The organism is Candidatus Cybelea sp. (assembly GCA_036489315.1).
Lineage (GTDB): Bacteria > Vulcanimicrobiota > Vulcanimicrobiia > Vulcanimicrobiales > Vulcanimicrobiaceae > Cybelea.
On record DASXFZ010000060.1, the window covers coordinates 57289 to 83070 of the forward strand.

The 25782-nt window shown below is 60.6% G+C and carries 27 protein-coding genes and 6 tRNA genes; 23 read left to right on the top strand and 10 right to left on the bottom strand.

Translation table 11 applies throughout. The features are described from left to right. Positions 1 to 129 precede the first annotated feature (129 nt). The 3 genes from VGG51_13830 to VGG51_13840 all read right to left on the bottom strand — a co-directional run bounded on the left by VGG51_13830 (position 130) and on the right by VGG51_13840 (position 2176). A complete protein-coding gene (locus VGG51_13830) occupies positions 130 to 987 on the bottom strand; it encodes a hypothetical protein (protein ID HEY1884110.1) in 858 nt (285 codons plus the stop codon). A gap of 7 nt (positions 988 to 994) precedes the next feature. Continuing rightward, the gene (locus VGG51_13835) at positions 995 to 1687 is read right to left on the bottom strand and encodes a hypothetical protein (GenBank protein ID HEY1884111.1); all 693 of its coding nucleotides are present in this window, start codon (positions 1685 to 1687) and stop codon (positions 995 to 997) included. 156 nt (positions 1688 to 1843) lie between these two features. After that, positions 1844 to 2176, bottom strand: coding sequence for a hypothetical protein (locus tag VGG51_13840; GenBank protein ID HEY1884112.1), 333 nt, complete (start codon positions 2174 to 2176; stop codon positions 1844 to 1846). Between the two features lie 520 nt (positions 2177 to 2696). On the opposite strand from VGG51_13840, the gene VGG51_13845 reads away from it, so the two are divergent. From VGG51_13845 to VGG51_13855, 3 genes are all read left to right on the top strand, one after another. Further along, positions 2697 to 2969, top strand: a complete 273-nt coding sequence (locus tag VGG51_13845; GenBank protein HEY1884113.1) for a hypothetical protein — start codon at positions 2697 to 2699, stop codon at positions 2967 to 2969. Between the two features lie 163 nt (positions 2970 to 3132). After that, the gene (locus VGG51_13850; GenBank protein ID HEY1884114.1) at positions 3133 to 3567 is read left to right on the top strand and encodes a helix-turn-helix domain-containing protein; all 435 of its coding nucleotides are present in this window, start codon (positions 3133 to 3135) and stop codon (positions 3565 to 3567) included. Positions 3568 to 3880: 313 nt separating this feature from the next. Beyond that, positions 3881 to 4483 (top strand): hypothetical protein, encoded by a 603-nt coding sequence (locus VGG51_13855; GenBank protein HEY1884115.1) that lies wholly within the window; start codon positions 3881 to 3883, stop codon positions 4481 to 4483. Between the two features lie 511 nt (positions 4484 to 4994). Here the strand turns inward: VGG51_13855 and VGG51_13860 are convergent. Then, a complete protein-coding gene (locus VGG51_13860; GenBank protein ID HEY1884116.1) occupies positions 4995 to 5249 on the bottom strand; it encodes a hypothetical protein in 255 nt (84 codons plus the stop codon). Positions 5250 to 6569: 1320 nt separating this feature from the next. On the opposite strand from VGG51_13860, the gene VGG51_13865 reads away from it, so the two are divergent. From VGG51_13865 to VGG51_13880, 4 genes are all read left to right on the top strand, one after another. Then, complete coding sequence (locus tag VGG51_13865) at positions 6570 to 7109, top strand: hypothetical protein (protein HEY1884117.1); 540 nt, start codon at positions 6570 to 6572, stop codon at positions 7107 to 7109. 148 nt (positions 7110 to 7257) lie between these two features. Further along, positions 7258 to 7563 carry a hypothetical protein gene (locus VGG51_13870; GenBank protein ID HEY1884118.1) on the top strand — a complete coding sequence of 102 codons (306 nt, stop codon included), beginning with the start codon at positions 7258 to 7260 and terminating at the stop codon, positions 7561 to 7563. A 6-nt stretch (positions 7564 to 7569) separates the two neighbouring features. Beyond that, positions 7570 to 7971, top strand: a complete 402-nt coding sequence (locus tag VGG51_13875) for a hypothetical protein (GenBank protein HEY1884119.1) — start codon at positions 7570 to 7572, stop codon at positions 7969 to 7971. Positions 7972 to 8051: 80 nt separating this feature from the next. After that, positions 8052 to 8489, top strand: coding sequence for a hypothetical protein (locus tag VGG51_13880; GenBank protein HEY1884120.1), 438 nt, complete (start codon positions 8052 to 8054; stop codon positions 8487 to 8489). A 32-nt stretch (positions 8490 to 8521) separates the two neighbouring features. On the opposite strand, the gene VGG51_13885 is transcribed toward VGG51_13880, so the two are convergent. Together VGG51_13885 and VGG51_13890 are read right to left on the bottom strand one after the other, a co-directional pair. Continuing rightward, a complete protein-coding gene (locus VGG51_13885) occupies positions 8522 to 9745 on the bottom strand; it encodes a site-specific integrase (protein ID HEY1884121.1) in 1224 nt (407 codons plus the stop codon). 139 nt (positions 9746 to 9884) lie between these two features. Beyond that, a tRNA-Val gene (locus tag VGG51_13890) sits at positions 9885 to 9959 on the bottom strand. A gap of 316 nt (positions 9960 to 10275) precedes the next feature. Here VGG51_13890 and VGG51_13895 point away from each other — a divergent pair. Continuing rightward, positions 10276 to 10473: a hypothetical protein gene (locus VGG51_13895; protein ID HEY1884122.1), complete on the top strand. Its 198-nt coding sequence runs from the start codon at positions 10276 to 10278 to the stop codon at positions 10471 to 10473. A 1-nt stretch (position 10474) separates the two neighbouring features. Here VGG51_13895 and VGG51_13900 read toward each other — a convergent pair whose 3' ends face one another. Beyond that, the gene (locus VGG51_13900) at positions 10475 to 11932 is read right to left on the bottom strand and encodes a tetratricopeptide repeat protein (protein ID HEY1884123.1); all 1458 of its coding nucleotides are present in this window, start codon (positions 11930 to 11932) and stop codon (positions 10475 to 10477) included. A 39-nt stretch (positions 11933 to 11971) separates the two neighbouring features. Here VGG51_13900 and VGG51_13905 point away from each other — a divergent pair. The 3 genes from VGG51_13905 to VGG51_13915 all read left to right on the top strand — a co-directional run bounded on the left by VGG51_13905 (position 11972) and on the right by VGG51_13915 (position 12291). Next, positions 11972 to 12043, top strand: a tRNA-Val gene (locus tag VGG51_13905). Between the two features lie 27 nt (positions 12044 to 12070). Further along, positions 12071 to 12147, top strand: a tRNA-Asp gene (locus VGG51_13910). A 68-nt stretch (positions 12148 to 12215) separates the two neighbouring features. Continuing rightward, positions 12216 to 12291 (top strand) — tRNA-Phe (locus VGG51_13915). 64 nt (positions 12292 to 12355) lie between these two features. On the opposite strand, the gene VGG51_13920 is transcribed toward VGG51_13915, so the two are convergent. Together VGG51_13920 and VGG51_13925 are read right to left on the bottom strand one after the other, a co-directional pair. Beyond that, on the bottom strand, positions 12356 to 13045 hold the full coding sequence (locus VGG51_13920) for a dienelactone hydrolase family protein (protein HEY1884124.1): 690 nt from the start codon (positions 13043 to 13045) through the stop codon (positions 12356 to 12358). Further along, positions 13046 to 13381, bottom strand: coding sequence for a DUF5069 domain-containing protein (locus VGG51_13925; GenBank protein HEY1884125.1), 336 nt, complete (start codon positions 13379 to 13381; stop codon positions 13046 to 13048). A gap of 90 nt (positions 13382 to 13471) precedes the next feature. On the opposite strand from VGG51_13925, the gene VGG51_13930 reads away from it, so the two are divergent. The 12 genes from VGG51_13930 (at position 13472) to VGG51_13985 (ending at position 24663) form a co-directional block, all read left to right on the top strand. Beyond that, entirely contained in the window at positions 13472 to 14161 is a 690-nt protein-coding gene (locus VGG51_13930; GenBank protein HEY1884126.1) for a hypothetical protein, read from the top strand. Between the two features lie 69 nt (positions 14162 to 14230). After that, positions 14231 to 14304: transfer RNA gene (locus VGG51_13935), tRNA-Gly, on the top strand. Positions 14305 to 14323: 19 nt separating this feature from the next. After that, positions 14324 to 14398, top strand: a tRNA-Cys gene (locus VGG51_13940). Positions 14399 to 14441: 43 nt separating this feature from the next. Continuing rightward, entirely contained in the window at positions 14442 to 15386 is a 945-nt protein-coding gene (locus VGG51_13945) for a 2-dehydropantoate 2-reductase (protein HEY1884127.1), read from the top strand. Continuing rightward, a complete protein-coding gene (gene recG / locus VGG51_13950; GenBank protein ID HEY1884128.1) occupies positions 15296 to 17455 on the top strand; it encodes an ATP-dependent DNA helicase RecG in 2160 nt (719 codons plus the stop codon). Before VGG51_13945 ends, recG begins: the two co-directional genes overlap by 91 nt. Positions 17456 to 17543: 88 nt before the next feature. Next, positions 17544 to 20159, top strand: a complete 2616-nt coding sequence (locus VGG51_13955; protein HEY1884129.1) for a pitrilysin family protein — start codon at positions 17544 to 17546, stop codon at positions 20157 to 20159. A gap of 22 nt (positions 20160 to 20181) precedes the next feature. Further along, on the top strand, positions 20182 to 20883 hold the full coding sequence (locus tag VGG51_13960; protein HEY1884130.1) for an HAD family hydrolase: 702 nt from the start codon (positions 20182 to 20184) through the stop codon (positions 20881 to 20883). Next, positions 20880 to 22607 (top strand): DUF885 domain-containing protein, encoded by a 1728-nt coding sequence (locus VGG51_13965; protein HEY1884131.1) that lies wholly within the window; start codon positions 20880 to 20882, stop codon positions 22605 to 22607. Before VGG51_13960 ends, VGG51_13965 begins: the two co-directional genes overlap by 4 nt. 1 nt (position 22608) lies before the next feature. Continuing rightward, complete coding sequence (rsmD, locus tag VGG51_13970) at positions 22609 to 23154, top strand: 16S rRNA (guanine(966)-N(2))-methyltransferase RsmD (protein HEY1884132.1); 546 nt, start codon at positions 22609 to 22611, stop codon at positions 23152 to 23154. Further along, positions 23151 to 23663: a pantetheine-phosphate adenylyltransferase gene (gene coaD, locus VGG51_13975; protein HEY1884133.1), complete on the top strand. Its 513-nt coding sequence runs from the start codon at positions 23151 to 23153 to the stop codon at positions 23661 to 23663. The genes rsmD and coaD overlap by 4 nt, the downstream gene beginning before the upstream one ends. Before the next feature lie 2 nt (positions 23664 to 23665). Continuing rightward, on the top strand, positions 23666 to 24217 hold the full coding sequence (locus VGG51_13980; GenBank protein ID HEY1884134.1) for a hypothetical protein: 552 nt from the start codon (positions 23666 to 23668) through the stop codon (positions 24215 to 24217). Positions 24218 to 24246: 29 nt separating this feature from the next. After that, on the top strand, positions 24247 to 24663 hold the full coding sequence (locus VGG51_13985; protein ID HEY1884135.1) for a carboxypeptidase-like regulatory domain-containing protein: 417 nt from the start codon (positions 24247 to 24249) through the stop codon (positions 24661 to 24663). Positions 24664 to 24808: 145 nt separating this feature from the next. Here the strand turns inward: VGG51_13985 and VGG51_13990 are convergent, their stop codons facing one another. Then, on the bottom strand, positions 24809 to 25756 hold the full coding sequence (locus VGG51_13990) for a DUF2249 domain-containing protein (protein HEY1884136.1): 948 nt from the start codon (positions 25754 to 25756) through the stop codon (positions 24809 to 24811). Positions 25757 to 25782: the final 26 nt, after the last annotated feature.

The following is a 25782-nucleotide window of genomic DNA, read 5'->3' on the forward strand; positions in this document are numbered from 1 at the left end:
TCAAATCTACGAGACAGGCGAGACTGTAGTAGCACCCGCGCAGCCTATACTAAACGACCAATGGGTGATTAAGCAAAATCGACCAGTCATGGAGTATCTAGACCAAAGGTCGATGTCTCCGTTCTAGGGCTACGAGGACAGTTGCGGAGGCACGTACTCGTTGTGCCAAACAGCGCCGACGTTGTCCTTGAAAGCGGCTTTCCCTGATGCGTCGCCGTGAATCTCTTCAAAGGAGGCGAGCAACTCTAATACGTGGTCAAGAGCGGTAAATAGGATGACGTTTGGGCTTGCCGGTCCAATTTCGATTATGTTACCCGTCCTCTTGCCGTCACCATCAAACTCGATTACATCGCTGATGATAACCTGGTCCCCGTGCAAGAAGGCACTTTGCATCCTCCAGTTCGCCCGCATGCTGGAGTATCGGTCATGCATAGGTGCCGCGTAATAGGAAATCACTTGGCGCACTCTGACTTCATGCTTGAGCAAAAATGCCACCATGTCAGCAAAAGCCGAGCCGCGTTCCTTCTCTTCAGATTTCATAAGCTTGGTCAGGCTCTCGCGAACCTCTTCAGGCCAAACGGAGGGGTCGTAGAGATTTAGCACTTTCCCGAGCTTGTAGTTCCAGTTATCCCAGTCACGAGCGGTCTCCATTTTATCCTTTAGCATAACATGCGCTTTATTCTTGTACTTGTCGCGCACGTTCATGTATTGAACGACGTAATAACGCAAGCGAATGTCATAATCCACGAGGGCGCGGCTGAGCATGTTCGCGCCACGAAGCTGCCCAGCGTTTAAGAGAATGACGGTTGAATCGAACACGTCGCGCGCAAGCACTCCCAAGACGATTGCCCAGTCCCGTAGGTACTGCTCCGGCTCACTCTTGGCAATGCCCTCTTTTAGCTTCTGTATGTTCTTTTTGAGCAGGTTGCTCGCTTCGACGCATAAGGTGTTCGCGGCCGGGGTTAGCGCACTTCTTACGTTGTCCACCGTTCGCTTATCTTTCAATCCCTTTGATGTCGTGCTGTCCAAGACTGAAGTGCTGGCCGGTTTGGAAACTGCCGCCCTCAGACGTGCCGCTGACTGTTATGTCGATATGGACTTGTTTCGTAGGTTCGTCGCGGTCAAAAAACGCTCGGACAACATCGGCGACCTTACCTTCAAGGAGCTTATTCAAATATATATCGTCTCTGATTGAGCGGGCTCTTAGTTCAAGCGCTGCAGAAAGGATTAACTCAGTGGTTGGTTGTGAGAACCAGACCACGGCTTTTAGGTGAGTGACCTCAACGTCGTAGAGCGAAAGGTTCGTAAGGCGAAGGGTGAGGCTTATTTGTGGTACTTGGGTCGTGAACAGGACGATAAGCGGAGCAATGCTGCGTAAGCTTATATCAATGTCCTTGCCTCGAGGCTGCGGTGCCACCGTGATGGGGCCTAAGTTCCCAAAGTGCAGTCTTTCGGGCTGTGACAATGCAATCACTCGCTGAACAATGCTGATTAGGCCGAGTAGAGCAAGGAACGTCACCGGGAAGGAAATCCACAAAGGTATGTTTGAGGCGACTTTACCAAATATGTCCGCGATGCCGACAGCTTTAGGAACGACGATTAGGATAGCTGTAGCCGTTAGGGACCCTAACACACTCCAAAGATAGCTCCAGGCATGAAATGAACGCGCATCTTGTTGTCCGGTCATACTTGTGAGTTTAGCACTTTCGCGGGTACAGGTGCCTCGCTTCTACTCAGCCGACTACATGATTGAAACGTGTCAACTGTCGAACGATAAATGAGTTACGCCGTCGGTTATTGAGGATGCGAGACGTTCTAGGGGCACAAGAGACGCATTCTTGCGTCACTTTGTGGGAATCTTTACGAGCCAGTACGATTCTTCATCAACAACAACGCGCTTGCGGCGCTGCGTGTAAGACGGTGTGAACATCATCCCCGAGTCGCCGTAGAACTTCACGAACCATGCCATTAGAAAGGCCCGTGCCTCAGGCGAAAGCTGCTTGATTGTCTCCTTCGCCTTCGCGACCGCGAACGAGTCGGGGTCGTCTGACTCGGAGCCCGGCCTGCGCGCCATAGCGAACAGGTGTTCGATAAACGCCATCGTGCGGCCTTCGCAGCGTGGCAGGTTCCGGGAGGAGGCTCTTTTTAAGGTGAGAGCCGCGTTTGTGGTGTTCACCTTAGGCCTAACGGCGTGCGAAGGCGCGCGGTTGACAGAAGCATTCGAATCACGTATGATTTTTGGCTGATTCCTTGACTTTCTATCGAAAGTATGAGACGATTATTGTGGAGGGGCTAATCGGGCTAGAGCCCAACCGACTTTTGTCGCACCCCTATAATCGAAGGTCCCAAGTCGAGCAGCAGTGCCCGGCTTTGTTTGTTGCTCAGGAGCAATGCACTTGAGGTGTAACGTTTGCTCGTGCTCGCGAACGAAGCCGGTTGCAACTCCTTACTGGCCTGCCCTTTGATTCGGCTCAAGGGTAGAGAGAGCGCCGCGCAACCGTTAAGACTTGCGCGAAGGACCAGCTGGAACGGGGCCGATGTTCCCTCCACTCATCGGGGCGAGTCAGAAGCGGAACTGGAGGCGTGTCGGGTTTTAGGCCCTTCGGTTCCGCTCACAGCAACACTACGACGCCGTTAGTTACGGACGTTCGTTCCTTCCTATTTACCACGCGCAAAGCGCGAGGGGTTCATGCTAAATGATTGACGACTTCCAGAAGTACACCGGATACACCAAGACGCTGGAGCTAGTTTCTCTATTCCTAGAGCGACGAGGCTATTCGTTCGTAGGAGTGCCGACGCAGCACAGTTACCACAAGAACTTCATCGCCACGGACGGCGTCGCTTCGGTCATCGTCAGCATCTATAACACCGGCGCGCTCGACGTTCCCGGCTCTAGCGGCGGAAGACTTCGGACAATCCTTGAGAGCTTCCGTTCTATCGTCGGTCCAAAACCCAAAGGTGCGAAGTAAAGCATGGACTCAAAAGAGGCGTTCTTCGCCAGGCTCGACCATGCGATTCTTTCAGGAGAAGGTTCAGGGAACATCGGAAAGCGGTTCGGCGTGAATCCCACGATGGTACGCCGCCGTCGCTCTACCCTTCGCAAGTCCGGTTACCTCATCAATATTCGCTGCAATGAGGCGCGAAACAACAATGCCAACAAAAGCTAAGTTTACACCCCGGCACTTCATCTACGCAGTCGCTCCGGCGCTGTGGCAGCACCCCAGCTTGGACCTCAATGCAAGAGGGGTCGCTACCGTGCTGCTTATGCATCGCAATGCCGAGAACGGCGGCTGCTTTCCTGAGTACGAAACCATCGCGCTCGAAGTCGGCCTGTCGAAGAGTTCCCGGCATACAGTCAAGGAGGCACTTCAGGAGCTAAAGGAGGCGGGACTCATAGACTGGGTGCGGCACGGTCGCGCGAACCGCTACGACCTTAGCGGTCTGCTGGCTTTGTGTGACCAGAAGCTTTTGTCGGCCGCAGAGGTCGAGAAGGCCGTTGAGGCCGCCAAAGCCGACCCGAGACATACGAAGGTAAAGGCCCCTAAGTCTCTTCCAAGGGCTGCGTGATGTGTCTCCAGAGACACATCTTCGATGTGCTCCACCAGACACATCTGATGTGTCTCGGCAGACACGCTAACAGAAGAACACTTAAGAACACTTAACACAGAGCAACAGTTTTCTAAATATATTTATTATACGTCTTGGAGCCTGAGAGAACTCAGGCGAGGATGACTTAGATTTAGAGACTGTGATTCTGTTCAGGCCTGTCGGCCTGGGATGTTTAGGTGTTGGTACTGTCCGGCTAAGGCCGGACAACATAAAGAAACAGAAGTGGCGATGTGTCTCTCCAGGCACATCAGCACCAAACAGAAGGAACAGCATGAACAATCTCATCAACGTCAGCAACTACTCCAGCGAGGAGCTTCTCAAGCGCCGCATCGGCCCGGACGGGACCCCCTGGCAAAGCGAAGACGGCGCAGAACTCGATGAGAACGACGCCTGGTTAGCTGCAGCAGAAGCCTTGCGCCGAGTTGGCGGCGACCCCCCGAATAACGGTGCGTTAGACAAGCTCGTCGAGGAGCACGGCCCGGCAAAGGTCTGGTTTCACGCAGTCTGGTTCCGGCCCCGAGTCGCATCAATGAAGAAGCCGCCGGAGAATCCCGTTGGTACCTTCACCGCGAGTGTACGTCAGGACTATTCTATCAGTACACGATGGGCGAGATTACCCTTTAGTCGTATCCGGCACGGCTGCTTCAATGAGGCGCAGCGAGCGCAAATCCCCACGACAACCTCTGCGTCAGACTGGATTGCATGGCTCAAGTCATTCGAAGGAACTCCTGACGACGTACCCGACGATGTACGCGCGGACGTAAAGGCGGAGATACTTGCTGCGGACTTTGGGCTGGTTCCAAAGCGGCTCGACTCCCGCGAACAGACTAGCAACGTCTTCGAAGATGGCCTCGACGATGACATACCGTTTTAAAGGCCTCTCGACCGCCGAAATCGTTAAGGAGCTTGAGGTTCAACGATGTCTCGACGACCGCGTTGCGGCCGAGCTAGAGGTGGAACTGTTTCGGCGCTGCGGGACTCTGTTTGCGGAACCGGGGCTGAGTGACCTCGAACTGATTTTCGGTAAGTCGGGTTAGCTCGATTCCCTCCTGCGCGACTAGACCAGACTTCCGACCGTGGCCGCGTAGCCACACGACGAGGATACCGATTCCGTACCCTTTGCGGCCGCTGGGGCGCTTCAAGACGGTTCGCGGTGCTTATCTCAAGCGAACTAGTAAAAAACACCTGTGGCTTGTTTTACCAGTAACTACCGAAATGACCAAGGACTAAATATGAAATCCAAAACCATCCCCCCGATGGTCCGATGCGCCTATCGCTCTCGCCGAACGGGGCAGTGCATCAAGACTTTCCCGGCTCGCGGTCCGAAGCAGTACTGCCGTCCGGGTCACCGAGTCCGGGCCTCTCACGAGCGGAACAGGCGTCACCTAAAAACCGATGCCTTCCGCCACAGCGTTATCGAGCGAGATGGCGGCTGTGTCAGAAAGCGACCGTCGCAGGACGATTGGGACAATGGTGGCGACTGCGCTGGAAAGCTTTTCGTCCGAATCGTAGACCCCAAAAGGGGTCGAACATTGGAAAACGTCGAGACGCTCTGCGCTCGCCACTTCGGAATGAAAAGCAACGAGCAGTTTCGCGACCGGGTCGGCCCCGAGGTTCACCGTGCGAAAAAGAGAGTCCAAGGCAGCAACTACCTTACGATGAAACTCCTTCGCCTAAAGATGTCCCGCATTTATCATCGCGACAAGAAGAATCCCATAGACTATTTGTAAAAGTGTATACAGGAGTGTCCCTTTCTTTGAGAGGGTTTAAACTCTCATATCAAGACACGGCGACCTTTGTCGCAATCCATTCCGAAAACGCTCAGCCGGGCGTTTTCTCTTTTCTAGGAGGCCTGAGTGGTCACGGTTACACTACAGTCCGCCGAAGGTTGTGAAGCGGAGTTCGCCTGCACCGACGCACTCACGAGTCTGCTCGTCAGTGCGACAGGTGGTAACGTCGAAGTCAGTTTACAGGCGACGCGAGACGGCCTGACGTGGGGAAGCCCAGTCGCTAACGCTCGTGTCTGCGAAGAGTCGAAGGTGCTGAGGTTTGAGCTTCCAGAACGAACTCGTGCGATACGAGCCATATTGCAAAATAATAGTCGTAAGTTAGCGACGGTTCGACTTGGCGAAGAGCCCGTCGCGCAAAAGACCAAAATCTAGCCAAAAGAGTTTCGAGTGCTTCGCCAATAAGAACCAATCTTGGGAGGTTGCTAACAGCCGCCCCTCCTGTCTCGAACTGACACTTTCCACGCTTTACGAAGAAGGCGTGGGAAATGCAACTCGTGGTGAGCGATTGAGTTGCCTGCTGAGTACACTGCCTCCCTGCTTTGCAGGGCGCGACGGTCATCGCGAGGCTCGCAGCGGCTTCAGCAAGACGTATGCAGGTCGAATGGTTAGCCTCGGCTTCCTTCGACCTCGCGGCGTCACCTGTAGCGGCAGCAGCTACTCTCCTTTTCCGTGTGCGACGCACGCGGGAACCGGGCTCACTGTATTCCTTGGCAACAAGGCGTGACTGTCACTCACGAGTCTCCGCAGTGAAGTCAGACGCATGCGAGCCTGGAGCCTTTTGGTCGAGGCTTCGGGCTCGTGGTGTCGCGGTCAATCAGGAGTACATTTACGTTTTTTGTCCCTGCTCGTTCGTAACGTGCAGTCCTTCAACTATTCGTTATGGGAGTAACCTATGAAAACACAGACCCTTTTCCGGGCACTTGTCAGTCTTGTGGGAAAGCCACAGTATGAACTGGCCTCGGATTTCAAAATCTCGACGGCATCGCTCAGTCGCCACGCAGACGGACTGCTACGACGGCCATCGGTGCTTCGGAAAGCAGTCGAGTTTTTTTCCGCTCAGATGCCCGAGAGTGTCGTAGATGCGGACCTCATCTCTACGAAGATACGCGGCCAGGACCTGGTTCGCTTAGCCCAAGTCCTCAGGAAAGAATCCTTGAAAGGTTCCAAATAATGCAATCACTTGTGCTATCGGAAGATGCAACCTCGGCAGCCGACGAGTTCGTCAAGTTAGGTTTCGAGTACACAGTGCTTCCCATCTTTCAAGCGCCATACCATTCCACCGTCGATTGGACGAGGGAACCTGACAACGGGTTCACGGTACTCGGTAAAGTAAATCTCGGAATCCGTTCGGCTAATACCTTCGCGTTACAAATCGAGCGGCCGATGTTCGGCGACCTTCATACGCAACGCGTCTCCAAGGTCCTTGATACCTTTGGTACGCTGCGGTTTGGACACGAAGGTATTGCAACCTACGTCTTTGGTTATACTGCTCCGCATCACAAAGTGAATGAAGGCGCTGTTAGCGCCGGGCCTCTGTCGGGCTCGTCGTTTATCACGACGACCGGATGGCTCGCTTTTGGTTTAGCTGTTTCGGACGGTCGTACCGTGCGAGTCGAGCGCTCGGGTGAACTAAGGCACCTTTCCGACCTCCCCGACCTCGTATGCCTCCTAGAACAAACACAACACTTCCGTCTGACGAGCTACCGATGAGTACGGCGACAACGGCCATGGCCGAATCTATCGTCACACTTCTAGACGAGGCCGACTCTCTGAGGACGAAAGCAAAGCGCCTAACGTCAAAAGCGGTCGCGCTAGAGCGGGCAGCTAGACGCATTGTACTCCCACCAAGGACCAAGAAATGAAAGATACAGAAGCACTCGCCGAGCAACTTCGGCAGCAAGCCAAGGAGCATCGCCAAGAGGCGCGCCGACTAGTCCAGGCCGCAGAGATACTCGAAGCCCCCAAGAAGTCCCAGGGCCGTCCTGTCAACCCCAACCGCGACCTTCAGGAAGCGTTCCAACAAAGCGGACTCACGTACAAAGAGCTTGCCGCGAAGGTAGGCATCGGCTACAGGTACGTGTCGTGGACCATTCGTGGCATGCTTGATAGGCCCATACTGACGCAGCGGATTCGCGTAGCTCTGTTGCCGTCTGCTGGAGCTTAGAAGGTAATGAACGCAGAATCCCTCCACGAGCGCCTTTGTCACCTGCTGGAAGAGCGACGGCGGCTTCGAAAGCTCATCGCGGCGAAGTTAGCATACAGCTTCGCCGTAAATAACTTAAGCGCAGAGCCTGAGGCGCAGGCAGCAGTCCTCGAACTAGTGATAGGTCCGTTAGACCTGGACACGGGCGAACTTCCATTTACAACTCACGTTTCCCAGGCGGTCGTGAGCCTGCTCGTTATGTTCGGCAAGCCTGAATACGTCGAGCATCCCGAGTTGGTCTGGAATCGCGCTACTATCGTTCCCGGCGTGCAAACGCGCGAGTGGCACGCGCATCTTAAGGAAAGACTACAAGAGCTTTGCGGACCACTCGACGTTCCTATTAAGCGCTTGTGCGATGACTGTCAATAATCCAAAATGCGTGAGGTGCGGCTGCAAGAAGCGCGACCACTCAGATTCCGGCTGTATCTTTCACGTCAAATGTAAGACCGATGCAGCCGCAGCGCGTTACTTCACGCAGCGAAACCGAACGCCAAAGACTCACCCACTCGCCGATTACGAAATCAAAAGAGGAGAAATCAACTATGCCTAATGCTCTAGAAGCCGCGCGCGCTGTACAAGCGGCTCGCGCGCTCCAACGCGATAGAGTCGAACTAAAAAAGGCCGCCGAGGCCTGGACGACCGCGACAAATCACTCGCAACGGTTGGAATCCGTCGTAAAAGTAAGTCGGCTTCTCGGCACCGAGAACTTTTTAAGTACCGCCGCAACTAAACTTGCTGCAGGGCTCCTCGCCGAGCGTGGCTTCGTTGGATTCGTTGGCCTTGACGATGCCATCGCTCACATTGCGAAAACGCAGAACCTCTCGCAGAAAGAAGTCGCCGACTGCGTGACTCCCGCCGTTAGGGCGCGCTTGGACCAACTCGTCTAGCGAAGGCCGAAGACGCAGCTACACCGAAAACCTTAGAAGGATGGTAGTCTCCCGCCCTTATTGAGTAAGGTCCCGAACCGGACAGGAACCTCGATAATGGGCGGCTCTTGTTCTTCCAAAGCCTTTCGCAGAATGTTTCCGGCGGTCTTAGCGGCGCGTTTCTTCATATCGTCGAGGACGTGCGCGTAAGTTGTCATTAGGAGCTTCGTGCCTTTATGCCCGAGCAGGTGCGCGACGGTAACTAGGTCCTCTCCGGCAAACAGCATGAGCGTCGCGAACGTGTGGCGGAAGTCATACAGGGTCATGCTGTCAATACCGGCCTTGGTCGCTATCGCAGAAAGGACTCTATTCAGGTTCCTCAGGTTGACGGGAACCGGAGCGGCGTCTTCTCGGGACTTTACGGAGAAGATAAGGCCCTGAGTGGGTTTGCCCAACGCCTTCCATCTATACTTCAAGAGGTCAAGGGCCTCGGCTTCCACTCCGAGCGTTCGGGCAGAAGCTCCGGTCTTCGTCCTCTTTCGAACTAGGCGTGTACTGTTGGCGGACTCACGTCCGAGGCTCGCCCGAATCGAGACACTGTTCGCCGAGAAGTCAACGTCACTCCATCGCAGCGCGCAAAGCTCTCCGGGGCGTGCGCCCGTCGCCAGAGCGAGACGAAAGAACGGCTCCCACTTGTTACCTTTCGCGGCCTTGAAGACTCGCGCCAGTTGGGCCTTCGTGAGGGACCGAATCTCTTTGACGTGCGTTACCCGCTCGGGGTCCATGAGTTCGACCGGATTGGATTCGAGGAGCTTCTTGCGAATCGCGGTGCGGAACATCAGATGAAGAACGGAGCGAATCTTTTCGCGGGTAGCCGGTCCGACGGAGACGTATTTGCCGTCCTTGACGGGGCGCACGTTCATTTCCCCCAGCGGTCGGAGAATGACGCGCAGGTCGTTGTCATTGACCTCGCGCAAGGGTTTATCAGCGAGCCGCTCGCAGTGGACGTTGATGACGTTTGCGCGGCTCAGGTACGTTGCAGGTGCCACTCTGAGGCGCTCCGATTCGAGCCACTCTTTGGAGTACGTGCCGAACGTCACGTCGTTCGCGGGGGTCTGCTTCGACTCGGCCTTGTACTCTTCGACGGCTTTGAGAACGGCGGTCTTCGTTCGTCGGGTGATTATCTTCGGCGTCGCGTTACCGTTAGGAATACGCGCCTCCCAACGACCGTCTACGCGGTGACGCAGTGTGCCTTCGCCCTTCGCTCTTCGTGCCATTGCGGCGTCGATTCGTTCAAGGGGGCCGCCGGAACCTGCTGCGATAAGTGGTCAATAAGTGGTCAGGGCAGAAATCGGGCCTACAGAAAAGGAAGCGGTCAAGATATGAAAAAAAGCCTGTGACTACGAGCCTTTTCGATGGTGGGCGGTATAAGGATTGAACTTATGACCTCTTCCGTGTCAAGGAAGCGCTCTCCCACTGAGCTAACCGCCCGCGGCGCCTGTGCGCGTCGTCTGCGAAGGTTCGCAGCCTGGCGTTTCGGACCTTCCCGGCGTTTGACAGGGCCTGCGCGTGCGTGATAAAGTGGCGCATATCACTCGCACGCCGCTAAGGAGGCACGATGAAAATTAACCGTCAGCTTCCCCGGACTACGTCGAATCAGGGCGTAGGGTCGCTGTGCGTTGGACCTTCGGAGAGTGGACCGATCTAGGCATCGGTTTCGTAAAGTCTTCGAAGGCCTCCGCAAGAATCGGGGGCCTTTTCATTTCCCAGTTTTCCTGCAAAATCTTCAATAAAAATGAGGCGAATTATGGATCTTTGGATTCCAAACGAAATCCGGATTCGCCGTGACGATGCTCTGGAAAACGCCCGCTGCTCGCGGCTTGCACGCCTCGCAGCAGACGGTCGAAGTTTCAGGACGCGCATCCGCATCGCTGAGCTCGCCGAGGCGATGAGCGATGTGCTGGCGGCGGTGGCACGCAGCCTGCGAAACGGTGAAGCCGTCTAAGTCAGGGGAAGTCGGCGCCGGCCAACGTTGTGTCGGCGCCCTTCCACAAATCGTTGAAACGCACTCGCGCGCGCTGCGCGGCCGCATTCTGCCCGGCCGCGGTTAGCGCCGTAGCTAGGCCGTAAAGGGCGCGCGGGTCGTTCGGGTACGCGGCGAGCGTCTGCGTAAACGCAGCGATCGCTGCGGCGTTATCGCCGCGCCGAAGTTGGAAGAACCCGAGCGCTTCGCCGGCGGGAATCAGTGGGATCAGCTCGCCGGAATACGTCGCGGCTTGGTTATCAGCAGCCTGCGTGAGCAGGCGCTGCGCATCGCCGTATTTCCCTTTTGATTCGGCCATGCGCGAGAGAAGGAACTGCGGCAAGTATCCATGGTTCGAACCGAGTGGGAGATGGGTGACAGCGCTGGTCGCTTCAGCAGCACGGTTCAGATGCAGGGCCGAAAGTCCGCGGACGCTGGGATTGCCGTAGGATGCCTCAGGTGCGGCGTAGGCGCTTGGATAACGGCCGAAGCGCAGCGCCGTCAAGGCGCCGAGACTCGAGTTGTACGCTCCGCTGATGCGTTGCGACCACAGGCGAGCGGTCTCGTAGTTTCCGAGCATGAGGGCTGCCGAGTAGCCGACCATAATATCGTGCTTTACGTAGCGGTTCGCGTGCTGGGTTCCGGCAGGCGTCTCTTCCAGCTTCTGCAGCGCGTCGTAGGAGCGTTCGCTCGAAGCGAGCGCAGCGGCGTAATCTCCCGTCTCGATCCAATAGTGCGCCGGCATGTGCGTGAGGTGTTCCGCTTCAGCTGGAAAGGCGGCGGCGTCGAGGCGCTGCGCGCACGGAAGGGCGGGCCGGCGATCGGGAGCGAGGTCGTAGATGTGTACGCAGAGATGGTTCGCCATCGGGTTACGCGGGTCACTTTGCAAAACGGCCCGTACGAGTTCTAGCGCGGTTCGGGATTCGTCGCTCGAGAGCTGTCCGTTCTGCCAGTTGAGGCCACCATGTTCCAGCAGCGCCTCGGCCGCGAGCAACTTTGCGTTCTCGTCGTTTGAGGACTGGGCGAGCGCGAGCATCGCAGTCCGATAGGCCGCGTCGTCGTGTTGCCAGTCCGCAAACGTTCCGGCGTAGCGCGTCGCCATGATTTCGAGGTACTTCCGGTCGCTCGGCGACGCCCCGGCTTCCAAGGAGACGGCGTGCCGGATGGCGCCCTGCGCCGCGCCAAACTGCGCGGCGGTGAGCGGAGTATTGAGGTCGGGCCCGTCGGCGAGGGCGATTCCCCAGCCGGCCATCGCGAGGCCCGCGTCGCGCGACGCAGCTTCTTCAAAAGCTCGCGCCGCTTCGTCGCCGTTATACGCATAATAAAGGAAGAGGCCCCGGTCGATCGCCGCCTGTGCGGCCGGAACGTTCGTCGATACCGGGAGGTGAACCGAGGCAGCCGCCGCTACCACGACGGCAATCATCAGGGTGGGAAGGGTCACGTCATCTATTTCTCCAAGGAGAGGAGCCGTCACCGGCACGGGCGCGTAGCTCAGTGGGAGAGCATCCGCTTCACACGCGGGGGGTCGTTGGTTCAATCCCAACCGTGCCCAAGTCTCCGGAGTTGGCGGCCGCGTCTTGGCGCTGTAGCTCAGTTGGTTAGAGCGTCGCCCTGTCACGGCGAAGGTCGTGGGTTCGAGCCCCATCAGCGTCGCCAGCCTCTCGAGCGCATCGCGGTCAACGAGTAAAATCGAAGAACTCGCGGTGCGCTCGCCAAAATGGCGTGCCAAGGTAGCTCAGTTGGTAGAGCACGCGCCTGAAAAGTGCGGTGTCGCCCGTTCGATCCGGGCCCTTGGCACCAAGATAGAAACGGGGCCGGCTATGAAAAGGCGGCCCCGTCGTAATTCCCCCACCGTTAAACGGCGTTATGCGTTCAGGGTGCGATTGAAGAACTCGACCGTACGCTGCCAGGCCGTTTCGGCGTGCTCGGGGTGATAGTGGCCGAGGCCGCCCTTGCCGGGTTCGCCCTTATTGTAGAAGCCGTGCTGGGCATCGTAGCGGTGGAACTCGTAACCGACCCCGCCCGCTTTGAGTTTGCGTTCGATCTCCTCGACGCCGTCGATGGTGAAGTGACCATCGTCGAGCGCGAAGTGCCCCTGCAGCGGAACTTTTATCGTGGCCGGATCGCCGGCCTCTGCCGGCGGATAGCCGTACCAGATGCTCGCTGAATCGAATTCATTACCGTGCATCTCGGCGAGCAGCGCCAACGCGCCGCCCATGCAGAATCCCATTACGCCGACGCGCTTTGCGCCGCGTTCCCGGAGAAAACTTGCGGCGCCGGCGGCATCTTGCGTCGCAGCATCGCCGAAATCGAGCCCCTCCATTAGGTGGTTCGCTTCCTCGCCTGTGGCGGCAGAGCGCCCCCGAAACAGATCCGGTACGACGACGCTGAAGCCGTGCGTCGCAAGGCGATCGGCCGTCTCTTTTATCCGGTCGTCGAGTCCCCACCATTCCTCGAAAAGCACGACGCCGGGCGAACCGTCTTTTGGCGCAGGGGCGAAGTAGCCGGGCGCGGTCTTTGCGTCGGGCCGGCGGAACTCGATCATCGAACCCATCTACCGGTGCTCCACCGGCGCCGTCTCTTCAGAGTCCTGACGGTCGAGGTTTTCAACTCGCTCGCGTAAGAGCCAGTCGTTGGCGCGCTGCACGTCCTCAGGGGAGACGCGCTCGCGAAACCATCCATAGAGTTCCTCGTCGGTCGGATATCTGCTCAGCGCTTCGTCGAAGTCTTTGGGTGTGATCCGCCAGCGCTCCAGCACGCATTGGTCCATCGGACAAGGATAGATGTAGTCGTGGATCGTTCCGGCGGCGGCGGCGCGGCCTTTATCGGCGGCGCGTAACAGCCAGAGGGCGTCGCCCATCGCTAGGCGGCCACGGCGTGGAAAGGTCATTCCGTCTCTAAAATCGGTTGGCATGCGCCACATAAGGCCGCGCGAGTGCGGCGGGTTGCGTACAGCGGGCGAGCGAACGGTGATCCTCAGATGAAGGACCCAAGGGCGCTTCCGCGTTCCGAGCCGCGCTGGCACGCCTCGCTGGCGGTGGTCTGCGCGCTGATACTCTATATTACGCTTCCGCCGCGCCTAATCGTCGGGCCGAGCTGGGTCGCCGCAGTGCTGATTCTGCTGGTCCTGCTTCCGCTCTCGATCATCGCGCCGCACCGCCACCGGGAGACGCGCGGACTGCGCTTCGGGAGCATCACCCTCATTGCGCTGGTAAATTTTTTTAACCTTGCCTCGGTGCTGCTGCTCATCGCGGGCTTCTTTAACCCGGAGAAAGCGAGTTTGCATTCGGCGGCCGAGATTCTGCGCACCGGCTCGCAAATCTGGGTTACGAACATTCTCGTCTTTGCACTGTGGTACTGGGAGCTCGACGGAGACGGCCCCGACACCCGCGCGCACGCCAACGCTGCAACCGAATTCGAAAATGCGGACTTTTTATTTCCACAGATGCAGATGACGATCGCCAGCGGCAGCAACTCGAGGTGCATCGACCCGCTGTGGAAGCCGCAGTTCGTCGACTACCTCTATGTGTCGTTTACGAACTCGACCGCGTTCAGCCCGGCCGACACGATGCCGCTCAGCCGCTGGGCTAAAGCGCTGATGGCGATCGAAGCGCTGGTCTCCCTGGTCACCGTCGCGATCGTGCTTGCCCGATCCGTCAGCCTAATCTAAGGGTTGGGCCCGACTGTAGGAGCCGTGTCACGATGCTCGAACCGGAAGGGTCGCCTGGCGCGCAGGTGTGCGGGTATGATGTAATGGCAGCCTGCGACCTTCCCAAGGTTGATGCGTGGGTTCGATTCCCACTACCCGCTCCACGAAAAGGCCATTACTCCCGGCGACGTAGCCAAGTGGTAAGGCAGGGCTCTGCAAAAGCCCCATTCGGCAGTTCGAATCTGCCCGTCGCCTCCAGATTCGTCCCGCTTCCCCTCGAGAAGCGGGCCGGTAGCCGGGCGTGCGCGTAGCCGTTGCCGGCGCGGGCGCGATCGGCGGATTCGTAGCCGGCGCGCTCGCGAGATCGGGCCTTTCCGTCGTGGTCCTCGCGCGAGGCGCGCACGCCGAAGCAATCGAGCGCAACGGTCTGCAGGTCGAGAGCGACCTCGGCACCTTTTCGGTGCGCGTTGGCGTTAGCGAGGATCTGAGCGCCGGCGGTCCCTTCGACTTTGTGCTGTTGACCTTCAAAGCGCATCAGTGGCCCGGCCTACTCGGGCGGCTCGCGCGGTTTTCGGGTACGGCGACCAGGCTGGCCACGATGCAAAACGGCGTACCGTTCTGGTTCGTGCGCGAGCCGCCGCTGCGCAGCGTCGATCCCGGCGGCGCGGTCGGCCGCCTCTTTCCCGATTCTCAGGTGATCGGCTCGGTCGTGCACGTCTCGGGACACATCGTCGCACCGGGAAGAATCCGCCAGAGCGGCGGGCTTCGCTACATCTTCGGCGATCCCAATGGCGGAACGGCCGGCGCCCGCAGGCTTGTAGAGCTCTTTCGCAGCGCCGGCCTGGCCGCAGAAGCCGATCCGAACGTGCGCGAGACCGTCTGGCTCAAGCTCGTCAACAACGTCGGGCTCAACGCGGTCAGCGTACTGCGCGGGATGAAGATCAAGCCGATGCTGCAGAACCCTGACGCGCGCGAAGAGGTGCGTCTCCTGATGACCGAGGCGCTGCGGGTGGGACAGGCGATGCGCGTCGTCGGCGAGGTCGACGTCGAAGCACGGATCGACTACGCGGCGCGGCTCGACAACGTCAAGACGTCGATGCTGCAAGATTTCGAGAATCATCGGCCGCTCGAAATCGATCCGATACTCGGCGCCGTGTGCGAGCTGGGCGAACGCGCCGGCGTCGCGACGCCGAACGTTGCGCGCGCGTACGCGCAGCTTGTCGAACGAACGGCCGCGAGCCGATGATCTCCGAACGACCGCCGAGCCTCGACGTTGCCGCCCTCGATGGCGTCGGGCCAAAAACGGCCGCGCTGCTGCGCGAGCTCGGGGTCGATACGGCAGACGCACTCCTCGATTATCTGCCGTTTCGCTACGAGGATCTGCGCTTTCCCACGCCCGCGCTTCGCCTCGGAGAAACCGCTGGAGAGGAAAACGCCGTGGGGCGGGTCGTCGCCGTCAAAGAAAAACGTGTGCGCGGCCTCGAAATCGTCGAGCTGCAGCTGCGCGACGACGCGGGCGATTCGTTTACGGCGAAATGGATCGGCCGCAACCGTTACGTCGTCGGAAGATTTCGTGAGGGCATGCGGCTCTTCGTTCGCGGACGCGTCGAGCGAACGTTCTCGGGGCCGGTTGTCAACGTTTCGCAGCACGGCATGCTCGGTGAAGACGAACGCTATCGCGGCGAGCTCGTGCCGGTCTATCGCGCCAGCAAAGATCTTGCGAGCCGCAAGATCGCGATGGTGGTAAAGAAGAACCTCGCACGCATGCTCGATCTTGCGGCGGCCGACGTCGTACCGCCGGCGATCGCGCAGCGCCGCGGGTATGGTCCGCTTCGCAATGCCTACCGCTCGATTCACGCGCCGCAGACCCCCGAAGAAGCGGCCGGCGCGCGCGAGCGTTTCATCTTTGCGGAGTTTCTTACGCTGGCAACGGGCGCCCAGCTGCGCCGCGCCGAGCGGGAAAGCGATCACGACGCGCGTCCGCTCGAAGTGCCGGCCGGCTTTCTCAAGCGCATTGAGGAGCAGCTTCCCTTCGCTCTAACCGGCGCGCAGCGTCGCGTTATCGAGGAGATCTGGAACGACCTGCGACGCGACGTACCGATGAACCGGCTCTTGCAGGGCGACGTCGGCAGCGGCAAGACGCTGGTTGCAGCCGCGGCGATCCTGGCGGCGGCGGAAAACGGAATGCAGTCGGCGCTTATGGCGCCGACCGAACTGCTGGCGTGGCAGCACGCGAGCAAACTCGCACCGCTGCTGTTGCCCTTCGGCCTCGGCGTGGAGGCGGTCTTTGGCAGCCAGAACGCGCGCTCGCGCAAGGCCGCGCTGGAAAAACTCGCCGGGGGTCAGGCCGCCCTCGCCATCGGAACGCACGCGCTGCTGACCGAAGGCGTCGATTTCGATCGCCTCGGCCTGGTGATCATCGACGAACAGCATCGCTTTGGCGTGGAGCAGCGCGCGCGTCTGCGCGGCAAGGGTGCCTCGCCGCACACGCTGCACATGACGGCGACACCGATCCCGCGCACGCTCGCGCAATCCGTCTACGCCGACCTCGATCTCTCCCTGCTCGACGAGCTCCCACCCGGACGCACGCCCGTCGAAACCTTTGCGGTTCGCGTGAGCCGCTTGAGCAAAGTCTACGATTTCGTCCGCGAGAACGTCGCCGCGGGGCACCAGGCCTATATCGTTGCGCCGGCGATCGAAGAGGGCGAGCGGGCGTTGACAAGCGCGGTCGCCGAGGCGGAGCGCTTGCGCAGCGACGTCTTTGGGGATCTGCGTCTGGGCTTGCTCCACGGGCGGCTTGCCGCGCGAGAGAAGGAGGAGATCATGAGCCGCTTCGTTCGCGGGGAGCTCGACGTGCTTGTCTCGACGACCGTCGTCGAGGTGGGTGTCGACGTCGCCAACGCGACGGCAATGGTTGTACTCGACGCGCACCGTTACGGGCTCGCTCAGCTCCACCAGCTGCGCGGCCGCGTCGGCCGGGGCGCGGCGCGGTCGTTCTGCATCCTCGTCTTCCCCGACGAGAGCGTCGAGCGCGAGCGGCTCGAGATCCTCACCGGTTCGAACGACGGATTTGAGATCGCCGACGAAGACCTGCGGCTGCGCGGCCCGGGGCATCTCTCCGGCACGATTCAATCCGGGGGCGCCGACTTGCGTTTTGGCGATCTCCTACGCGATATCGAGGTCTACCGCGCGGCAAAAACCGCTGCGCAGGAGATCGTCGCCCGCGATCCCGGGCTCGCGAGCGCCGAGCACGCCGGCTTGCGCGAGACGCTCGCCGCACAGCCAAGTACGCGCGCGTTGCTGGTCTCCTCGTGAGGGTTCCGCAGCCCCGGCGCGAATAGCGCCGTCCATGCAGAGCTCCTTCAGGCAGAGGATTTTTTTCGCCGCAGCGGCGGCTATTGGTTTGTTCGCGGCAATGGGCGCGAGCGCGCGCTGCCAGTCCACCGACGTCGGACGCGCGACGCTCGCCAACGGCCTACGCGTGGTCGTCGTGCGCAACACGCTCGCCCCGGTCGTTACCGCGGTGCTCAACTACGAAACGGGCTCGGATGAGCAGTGGATACCCGGGCTCGCGCACGCTACCGAGCACATGATGTTTCGCGGGAGCAAGACGCTCTCATCCTCGGCTTTGATGGAGTCGATCGGCATAACCGGCGGAGATCTCGACGCCGATACGACCAGCACGGTGACGCAGTACTTTTTTACCGTACCGTCGGCCTATCTCGACATCGCACTGCGCGCCGAACGCTCGCGCGCCACCGGCCTCTTGATGTCGCAAGCGCTCTGGAATCAGGAGCGCGGCGCGATCACGCAAGAGGTACAGCAAGACAACAGCAACGCCTTCTACCGTCTTTTCGTCAAGATGCAGAATCGCATCATCGGCGGGACGCCGTACGCGAAGAACACGTTGGGCACCGTCGGCGACTTCGCTCACAACGTCAACAGCGCGCAGCTTTTGAAGTTCTATAGGGAGTGGTATCACCCGAACAACGCGGTCTACGTCATCACGGGCAACGTGGACCCCCAGCAAACGATCGCGCGCGTGCGCGACCTCTTCGGCGACGTGCCGTCGGCAAAGCTGCCGCCGCGCCCCCCGGTGCGGCTCGCACCGCTGCACGCGGCGCTCTACCGCGACACGTCGGATCAGGCCTTTACCGGCGTCGCGTTCGGCTATCGCTTTCCCGGCCTCAACAGCCCCGACTACGCGGCGGGCCAGATCCTCGGCGACGTCTTGACGAGCCAGCGCAGCATCTTCGGCGGACTTCCCTTTACCGGTAAGGCGCTTGGAACGCAGTTCTTCACGCAAGACTATCCAAAAGTCTCGGTCGGCGTGGCGTTTGCAGCGGTGCCGGTAACGGTCCCGCCGCAGACGATCGCAGACGAGATGCGCACGATCCTCGAGAACTACAAGAAGACCGGGATTCCCGCCGACTTGGTCGAGGCCGCCAAACTCCGAGAGATTTCACAGCTCGAGTTCGCCGGCAATTCGATCGAAGGACAAGCCTTCGAGTGGAGTCAAGCGATCGCCGTTCAGGGGCTCTCTTCGCCGGACGACATGATCTCGCAGTTCGAGCGGATTACGCCGGCGGACGTCGACAACGTGCTGCGCAAGTACGTCGATAACCGCAATGCCGTCGTCCTTTACGCCGTTCCCAAAAACAGCGGCACGACGAGCGCCGGCGGCGAGATGGCCAAAGAGAACAATGAAATTCCGCCGACGACGCACGAGCCGCTGCCCGACTGGGCGCAACGCATCCTGCAAAACCTCTCCGTGCCCGAGCAGACGATCTCACCGGCGGATATGACGCTTTCGAATGGGATGCGTTTGATCGTGCAGCCTGAGAAGAACACCAGAACGGTCGTCGTCTCCGGCAGTATCGACAGCAATCCGGCGGTGCAGGAACCGGCCGGTCAAGAAGGCATCCGCGACGTTACCGACGCCCTCTTCCCCTACGGAACGACTACGTACGATCGCATCGGCCTTCAGACGGAGCTCGACAAAATCGCGGCTTCGGCGACCGCCGGAAGCGACTTCGACGTCAACGTCCTCTCTTCGCACTTCGAGCGCGGCGTCCAACTGCTCGCCGATGAGGAGCTGCATCCGGCGATGCAGGACGCGGACTTCAAGATCGTTCAGAGCCAGATGGCGGCCGGACTCACCGGAGAGATGACCTCACCCGACCACCTGACGCAGGTTGCGATCAACAAGGCCCTCTATCCGGCAAGCGATCCGGCTCAGCGTTTCGCGACGCCCAAGAGCGTCTCGAGCCTGACGCTCGCCGACGTCAAGCAATGGTACGCGACGGCCTACCGGCCCGACATGGCGACGGTCGTCGTCATCGGCGATACGACGCCGGAGGCGGCGCGAACGCTGTTCGAGCGATACTTCGGGAGCTGGAAGGCGATCGGCCCGAAGCCGAACGTCGAGTTTCCCGCCGTCCCCTTAAGCGCTGCGGCACAAGTGCACGTTCCCGCGACGGGGCGCGTGCAGTCGTCGGTCCGACTGGTCGAAACGCTCGGGCTCGTGCGCAGCGATCCGGCGTGGCCGCAGCTGCAGGTTGCCAACACCGTGCTCACCGGCGGCTTCTACTCTTCGCTGCTCTATCACGACTTGCGAGAGATTCACGGCTACGTCTACAACATCGAGAGCCGCGTGTCGGCGGGTAAAACGCGCGCGACGTTCGGCCTCGACTACGGCTGCGATCCGCAGAACGTCACACCGGCGCAATCGCAGATCTCCGGGATCCTCGCGCAGTTGACGCAACAGCCGATCGCCGCGGATCGGCTGCTGCGCTCGAAGGCGCTCCTGATGGGAGAAGTGCCGATCCGCGAAGCGAGTTACGACGGCGTAACCGCGCAGCTGCTCGACTACGCGACGCTCGGCCTCCCGCTCGATCAGAATCTGGTCGACGCGCGTGCCGAGCTCTCGGCGAGCGCGCAGAGCGTGCGCGAGGCAATTCAAAAATACGTGCGCCCGCAGGGATTCGTGCGCGTCGTGACCGGTCCGGGACCGAGCTAACGCAGCGTCGAACGCGCTCGGAATGGAAGCGGTACGGGGGATCGGTTTCGATCTCGACCATACGCTGGCGATCGATAACCGGCTCGAGCGGGTCGCGTTTGCGCACCTATTGGAGCTCCTCGAGGCCGAGGGCGGCCACGCTCTGGGAACGCTGAGCGACGAAATCGATGCGATCGACGACCTGCTGCGCCGCCAGCGCTGCGCCGAGCTGACGCTCGAGGAAGCGGTCGAGTCGTTCGTCGCGCACCGCGGGATACGTCCCGGGGCCCGCTACTTCGATTGGTATCGCGGTGAGGTGCTCTCGATGGTCCCGCAGTTCGTGGTCCCGCTTCCCAACGTCAAGCCGACGATCGAGGCGCTGCATGAGCGCTCGATTCAGATGGCGGTGCTAACCAACGGCTGGAATCCGCTGCAGCTGCGAAAAGCGGAGCGGGCCGGTTTCACCGGACCCGTCCTGGTGAGCACCGACATCGGCAAGAACAAGCCCGATCCAGGGGCCTTCGAGCTCCTGCTGGAGCGGCTGGGGACGCCGCCCGCGCAGACCTGGTACGTCGGTGACGACCCGCGCGGCGACATCGCCGGCGCGCAGCGGGCCGGTATGCAGGCAATCTGGATAAACTGGGAGCGCCGGGAGTATCCGGCCGACCTGCGCCCGCCCGAACACACGATATCGCGCTTCGAAGAGCTGCTCGAGCTCGTGCCGGAAGCGGCGCCTGCCCCATGACGCTGCGTCTGCTGCTCGCCTTCACGATCTGCTTTTCGGCCGTAACGGCGCTGGCCGCGCCCGCCGACTACCAGGCCCGGCTGATCGATCTCGAACGCCGCTACACGATGTGGTCGTTCGAGCAGAATCCGTCGTCGGCGACCGATGCCGGCATTCATACCTACGACTCGCGTCTTGCCGACTACTCGCCGCAGACGCAGGCCGCCCAAATGGTGCGGCTGCGCAAGTTTCGCAACGAGCTTGCCGCGCTGCAGCCGGCGGCCGGCACGAGTCCGCACGACCGCGTCGACTACCTGCTGATCCGGTCGAACATCGAGGCCGACTGGTGGGATCGCACGGTATTGCGCGGGCTGCAGCGCAATCCAAGCGTCTACGAAGGCGAGTGCAGTAACGGCATCTTTTCGATCATCAAGCGGCATTACGATAGCGACGAGGTCCGCATCCAGAGCGCGATCGCCCGCCTGCGCGCCTGTCCGCGCGTCTTGGAGCAAGGGCGCGCGAACCTCACGCAGCCGGTCCGCGAGTTCGCGCAGATCGCCTCGGAAGATATCCGTGACGGCGACGCACTCTACACGACGAGTCTCGACGAGGTCGCTCGCGATACGTCGGCGCAGACGCGTCAGCAGCTGGCCGCGGCGCAAAAAGGTGCGCTGGACGGCCTGCACGGCTATCGCGCCTGGCTCGACTCGCATATGACCAGCTTCCCCGCAGGCGGTTTCGCCGTCGGGCGCAAGCAGTACGACTGGTTCCTGCGGCGCGTGCTAATGCTGCCGTTCGATTCGAGCCAGGTGGCGACGATCGGCCGGCTCGAGCTCGCGCGCGACCGCGCGCTCGAAGTGTGGGAGAAGAGCCGCGACGCACACGAACCGAAAGCGACCCCGGCCCCGACCTTCGCAACGAAGGAAGAGTTTCTCGCGTACTACGAGCGCAGTCTGCAAAAGCTCGTGTCGTTCATCAACTCGCGCCAGATCGTCACGATTCCGCCGTACATCGGTCCCTTCCACATCGTCGAGGTTCCCAAAGCGCTGGCAGCAACGTATCCGGGCGGCTTCATGAACCCGCCGCAGATGTTCTCCAACGATCGGCAGGGCTTCTATTTCGTTCCGGACTTCGGCTCGGCCAATCAGAGCTTCTTCGTCGAACAGGCGCGCCAGTCGGTGCTGCCGCTGCTCGGGCATGAGGGAATTCCCGGCCACTTTCTGCAGTTTACCTATGCCTACCATAATCCCGACTACGTCCGGCACGTTCAGCAGGATGGCGTGTTCGCCGAAGGCTGGGCATTTTACGGCGAAGAGATGCTGATGCGAGAAGGACTGTACGACGACGATCCCGGCGCGCGGCAGCAGGTAATACACTTGATGCGCCACCGTGCGACGCGCATCGGCGTAGACGTCGGCCTCGCGACCGGGGCGATGACGCTGCCCCAAGCGATCGCGTACTTCGAGAAGAACGCCGGCATCGACGAGGTTACGGCGCGCGGCGAAGCGACTCGCTTTGCGATGGATCCCGGCCAGGCGATCGACTATCTCACCGGCAAAACGCAGATCGAAACGTTGATCGGGATGCTGCACGACCGCGAGGGCACGAACTTTACCCTGCAGGCCTTTCACGATCGACTGCTCTCTTATGGTACCGTTCCGTATTCGACGATTCGCTACGAATGGCTCGGCGACGACGGCTGGCTTCGCCCCGCGCTGACACCGCTGGGTCCGCAGAGTTTTTAGCGTGCCGAAAATTACGGGCGGATCGCTCGGAAGCCGAAAGCTGCGCTCTCCCAAAGGTACGCAGGTCCGGCCGACTCCGGGGCGTGTCAAAGAGTCGCTCTTCTCCATTTTGATGAATCGTCTCGACGGAGCGCGCGTGCTCGATCTCTTCGCGGGCACCGGCGCGATCGGATTCGAGGCGGCCTCACGCGGCGCCGCGCGGGTCGTCTCCGTCGAAGCGCAGCGAGAGATCGCGCAGGCGATCGAAGGGGCCGCTAAGGATCTGGGAGTCGACGGTGTCGTGACGGTATTCCCCGCGCCGGCGGAGCGCGCGCTCTATCGCCTGGAAGGGCCCTTTGACATCGTCTATCTCGATCCGCCATACGCGGACCCGCTGCCGCTGCAGCTCTTTCGCCTGATGCTCGAGCGCAAATTGCTGGCTCCCGATGCGTTGGTCGTCTACGAACATCCGGCCAAGCGGATCTTGCCGCAGATACCCGGGTATCGCTCGGTTCGCGAAGAAGTCTACGGCGATGTCGGGCTCGCCTTCCTTTCGCCGGAAAATTGAGTAACGGCAAGCTCGAGCGGGTGACGCGGGCCATCTATCCAGGCTCGTTCGATCCGCTGACAAACGGGCATCTCGACGTCATCGAACGCGCCGCGCGATGCTTCGGCGAGTTGATCGTTGCGGTCGTCGTCAACCCGCAAAAACGAGCGCCAATGTTTTCGCTGGAAGAGCGCGAGGAAATGCTCAAAGAGAGCTGCGCGCCGTTTCTCAGCGTGCGGGTCGAGCATTTTCGCGGTCTCTTAGCCGACTATGTCAAATCCGAGCGAGCCGATGTGATCGTAAAGGGCCTGCGTGTCGTCTCCGACTTCGAGAGCGAGATGTCGGCTGCGATGATGAACCGCTCGCTCTCCGACGTCGACACGCTTTTCCTGATGTCCGATCAAAAGTATTCGTTCGTCAGCTCGAGCCTAGTCAAAGAGGTCTTCTTTCTGGGCGGCGACGTCGCCGCGTTGGTTCCTAAGCCGGTGCTCGCGGTCATGACGGCGAAGCGCACGTCACAACGGAGGTAGTAATGTCGGTTTATCGCGTGCTTGACAAACTCGAGGCCTACGTCCACGAAGGAACGTGGCTGCCGGCCGGTTATCGCGTTCTTTCGGAGGAGCGCCTGCTCGAACTGCTGGAAAAAATCAGAGCCTCGCTTCCGGAGGAAGTCGGGCGTGCCAAAGTGATCGCCAAGGATCACGAGCGAATGATGCGAGCGGCGCAAGAGAAGGCGCAGGCGATCGTCAACGAGGCCGCGTCGAAGCACGAGGAGCTGCTCGACGATAACGAGATCGTACGGCGGGCGCGCGAGGCGGCCGAAGCCGTGCTCAACGGCGCTCAAGAGAACGCCCGCAAGGTACGCGAAGGCGCCGACCACTACGCGGGCGGCGTCTTGGCCGAAATGGAGGCCCGTCTCTCCGGTGCGCTGAGCGCAGTTCGCAAAGGGCGCGACGTGCTCGAGGGCCAGCGCGCGAGTGCAGTGGCCGACCAGCCGCTCGCCGATGCGGCGGCCAAGAGCAAGCGTGCCGCCTTCGACATGCAGACGGCAAGCGACGAGACCGCTGCTCTAGAATCGGTCTAAAAAACCCCAGAAGCGGGCAAGAGGAGAGCATGAAGTACTTAGCAGTCATGCTCGCGCTCGGAGGTTCGCTCTGGACGCTGGCGTTCGCCGACGAACTCGGCGGCATCTCCGGTACGGTCGTCGATGCAAAATCGGGGCAGCCGGTCGCCAACGCGCAGCTGTATTACTATCGCAGCCCCTATCGTGAAGGCGGCCCGAACCACATCATGCAGCTCAAGACGAACGGTCGCGGCTTTTTCAGCGATATCACGCTGGAGCCGGGACGGTATGTCATCATGGCGCGATTCCCGGGCAAGGTCCAGGGCTGCGCCGTTGACGACGTGATGGGCGGCGAAACCGCGCACATGAAGATCGCGATCGGTCACGATCAGATTATGTGCAGCGGCCCGCGCGTGCACCCCGCCTTAGTCGACCCCAACGTCACCGCCGACGTCTACCGAATCTAACCGCCAAGACGCGGCTGCGGAAGCTGCCGAACTCATCTAAAAGGAAGCCCTGGGTTCGTTCAGATCGCAAAGCCGGGGGCCGAAGTTTACAATCAGGTAATCGAGGCCCCCGGCGACAAAGAAATGGACGAACCCAGGGCTTTCCTTACACTGGTGGGGCTTGGACGTTGTCGGCGAACGCCTCCAACAGCGCCCGGTCGATCGCACGGACGCGGCCGCGATCGAGTTCGAGCGCGCTCGCATTCTTGAGCCGCAGCAGAGCACGCGCCGCCATATCGCGCACGGTGCCGGCGGCGGCGGCGATCTGTGCCTGCGAGAGGTTTTCGACCCCGGGTAAGCCGGGAGCCATTCCGACCGACGTCCGCGCGTAACCGAGCAAGAACTTCGCTACGCGCTGCAGCACGTGCGCGAACGCGAGATCTGCGATCGTGTCGATCGACCGGCGGCGCGCTTGCGAGGAGGCGATCAGAAAGCCGAGTGCGAGCTCGGCGTCGTTGCGGGCTGCATGGATCAGCGCTTCGCTCGGCAGCGTGACGATCGTCGCATCGGTGAGCGCCTCGGCGCGCGTCGTCGCGCCGCCGCCGTCGAACGTGCCGCTCTCGTTGAGCGTGTCGTGCGTCAGCCGCTCGCCGATCGTATGCGTCTTGCCGTCGGGAGAGAGCAGCGTGTAGATCACCTTACCGCTCTTGACGATGCCCAGGTACGGCCAGACCTCGCCTTCGTCGAAGATCGTCTCACCGGCGCGATAGGTACGCTCGCTCACCTGGTTCGCCAGCTCCTTGAGCGTCGCGGCTTTGGCCGACGTAAACGCCGGCACGTAGGTGAGGAAGGTGTCGTTGTCCGCGTTCTCGTCTATGCGTTCGAGGCGCACGGTCCAGCGGTTGCCGCCCAGATTGCGAGCGTCCCACGAAAAACGGCCCGGCCGAAGCTGGGCCATCTCGTTGCGCAGCGCCCGAGGGTAGGCTTCCTCGGTAATCTCCAGAGCGCTGCCGATCTGCAGCTTGTCGAACTGTTCGAGGATCTGCTCCGTTTTTGTCGCAGGCGGCAGCGACCGGGCATCGAGCGCGATCGCGGCTGGTCGGTTGATGGGCATACGGGGCGGGTTTAGTGACGCTTCGC

Excerpts from the sequence above, each read along its gene's own strand:
- VGG51_13835 (HEY1884111.1), bottom strand. The coding sequence starts at position 1,687 with ATGACCGGACAACAAGATGCGCGTTCATTTCATGCCTGGAGCTATCTT.
- VGG51_13845 (HEY1884113.1), top strand. The coding sequence starts at position 2,697 with ATGATTGACGACTTCCAGAAGTACACCGGATACACCAAGACGCTGGAG.
- VGG51_13850 (HEY1884114.1), top strand. The coding sequence starts at position 3,133 with ATGAGGCGCGAAACAACAATGCCAACAAAAGCTAAGTTTACACCCCGG.
- VGG51_13855 (HEY1884115.1), top strand. The coding sequence starts at position 3,881 with ATGAACAATCTCATCAACGTCAGCAACTACTCCAGCGAGGAGCTTCTC.
- VGG51_13865 (HEY1884117.1), top strand. The coding sequence starts at position 6,570 with ATGCAATCACTTGTGCTATCGGAAGATGCAACCTCGGCAGCCGACGAG.
- VGG51_13870 (HEY1884118.1), top strand. The coding sequence starts at position 7,258 with ATGAAAGATACAGAAGCACTCGCCGAGCAACTTCGGCAGCAAGCCAAG.
- VGG51_13875 (HEY1884119.1), top strand. The coding sequence starts at position 7,570 with ATGAACGCAGAATCCCTCCACGAGCGCCTTTGTCACCTGCTGGAAGAG.
- VGG51_13880 (HEY1884120.1), top strand. The coding sequence starts at position 8,052 with ATGCAGCCGCAGCGCGTTACTTCACGCAGCGAAACCGAACGCCAAAGA.
- VGG51_13885 (HEY1884121.1), bottom strand. The coding sequence starts at position 9,745 with ATGGCACGAAGAGCGAAGGGCGAAGGCACACTGCGTCACCGCGTAGAC.
- VGG51_13895 (HEY1884122.1), top strand. The coding sequence starts at position 10,276 with ATGGATCTTTGGATTCCAAACGAAATCCGGATTCGCCGTGACGATGCT.
- VGG51_13920 (HEY1884124.1), bottom strand. The coding sequence starts at position 13,045 with ATGGGTTCGATGATCGAGTTCCGCCGGCCCGACGCAAAGACCGCGCCC.
- VGG51_13925 (HEY1884125.1), bottom strand. The coding sequence starts at position 13,381 with ATGACCTTTCCACGCCGTGGCCGCCTAGCGATGGGCGACGCCCTCTGG.
- VGG51_13930 (HEY1884126.1), top strand. The coding sequence starts at position 13,472 with ATGAAGGACCCAAGGGCGCTTCCGCGTTCCGAGCCGCGCTGGCACGCC.
- VGG51_13960 (HEY1884130.1), top strand. The coding sequence starts at position 20,182 with ATGGAAGCGGTACGGGGGATCGGTTTCGATCTCGACCATACGCTGGCG.
- VGG51_13965 (HEY1884131.1), top strand. The coding sequence starts at position 20,880 with ATGACGCTGCGTCTGCTGCTCGCCTTCACGATCTGCTTTTCGGCCGTA.
- VGG51_13980 (HEY1884134.1), top strand. The coding sequence starts at position 23,666 with ATGTCGGTTTATCGCGTGCTTGACAAACTCGAGGCCTACGTCCACGAA.
- VGG51_13985 (HEY1884135.1), top strand. The coding sequence starts at position 24,247 with ATGAAGTACTTAGCAGTCATGCTCGCGCTCGGAGGTTCGCTCTGGACG.
- VGG51_13990 (HEY1884136.1), bottom strand. The coding sequence starts at position 25,756 with ATGCCCATCAACCGACCAGCCGCGATCGCGCTCGATGCCCGGTCGCTG.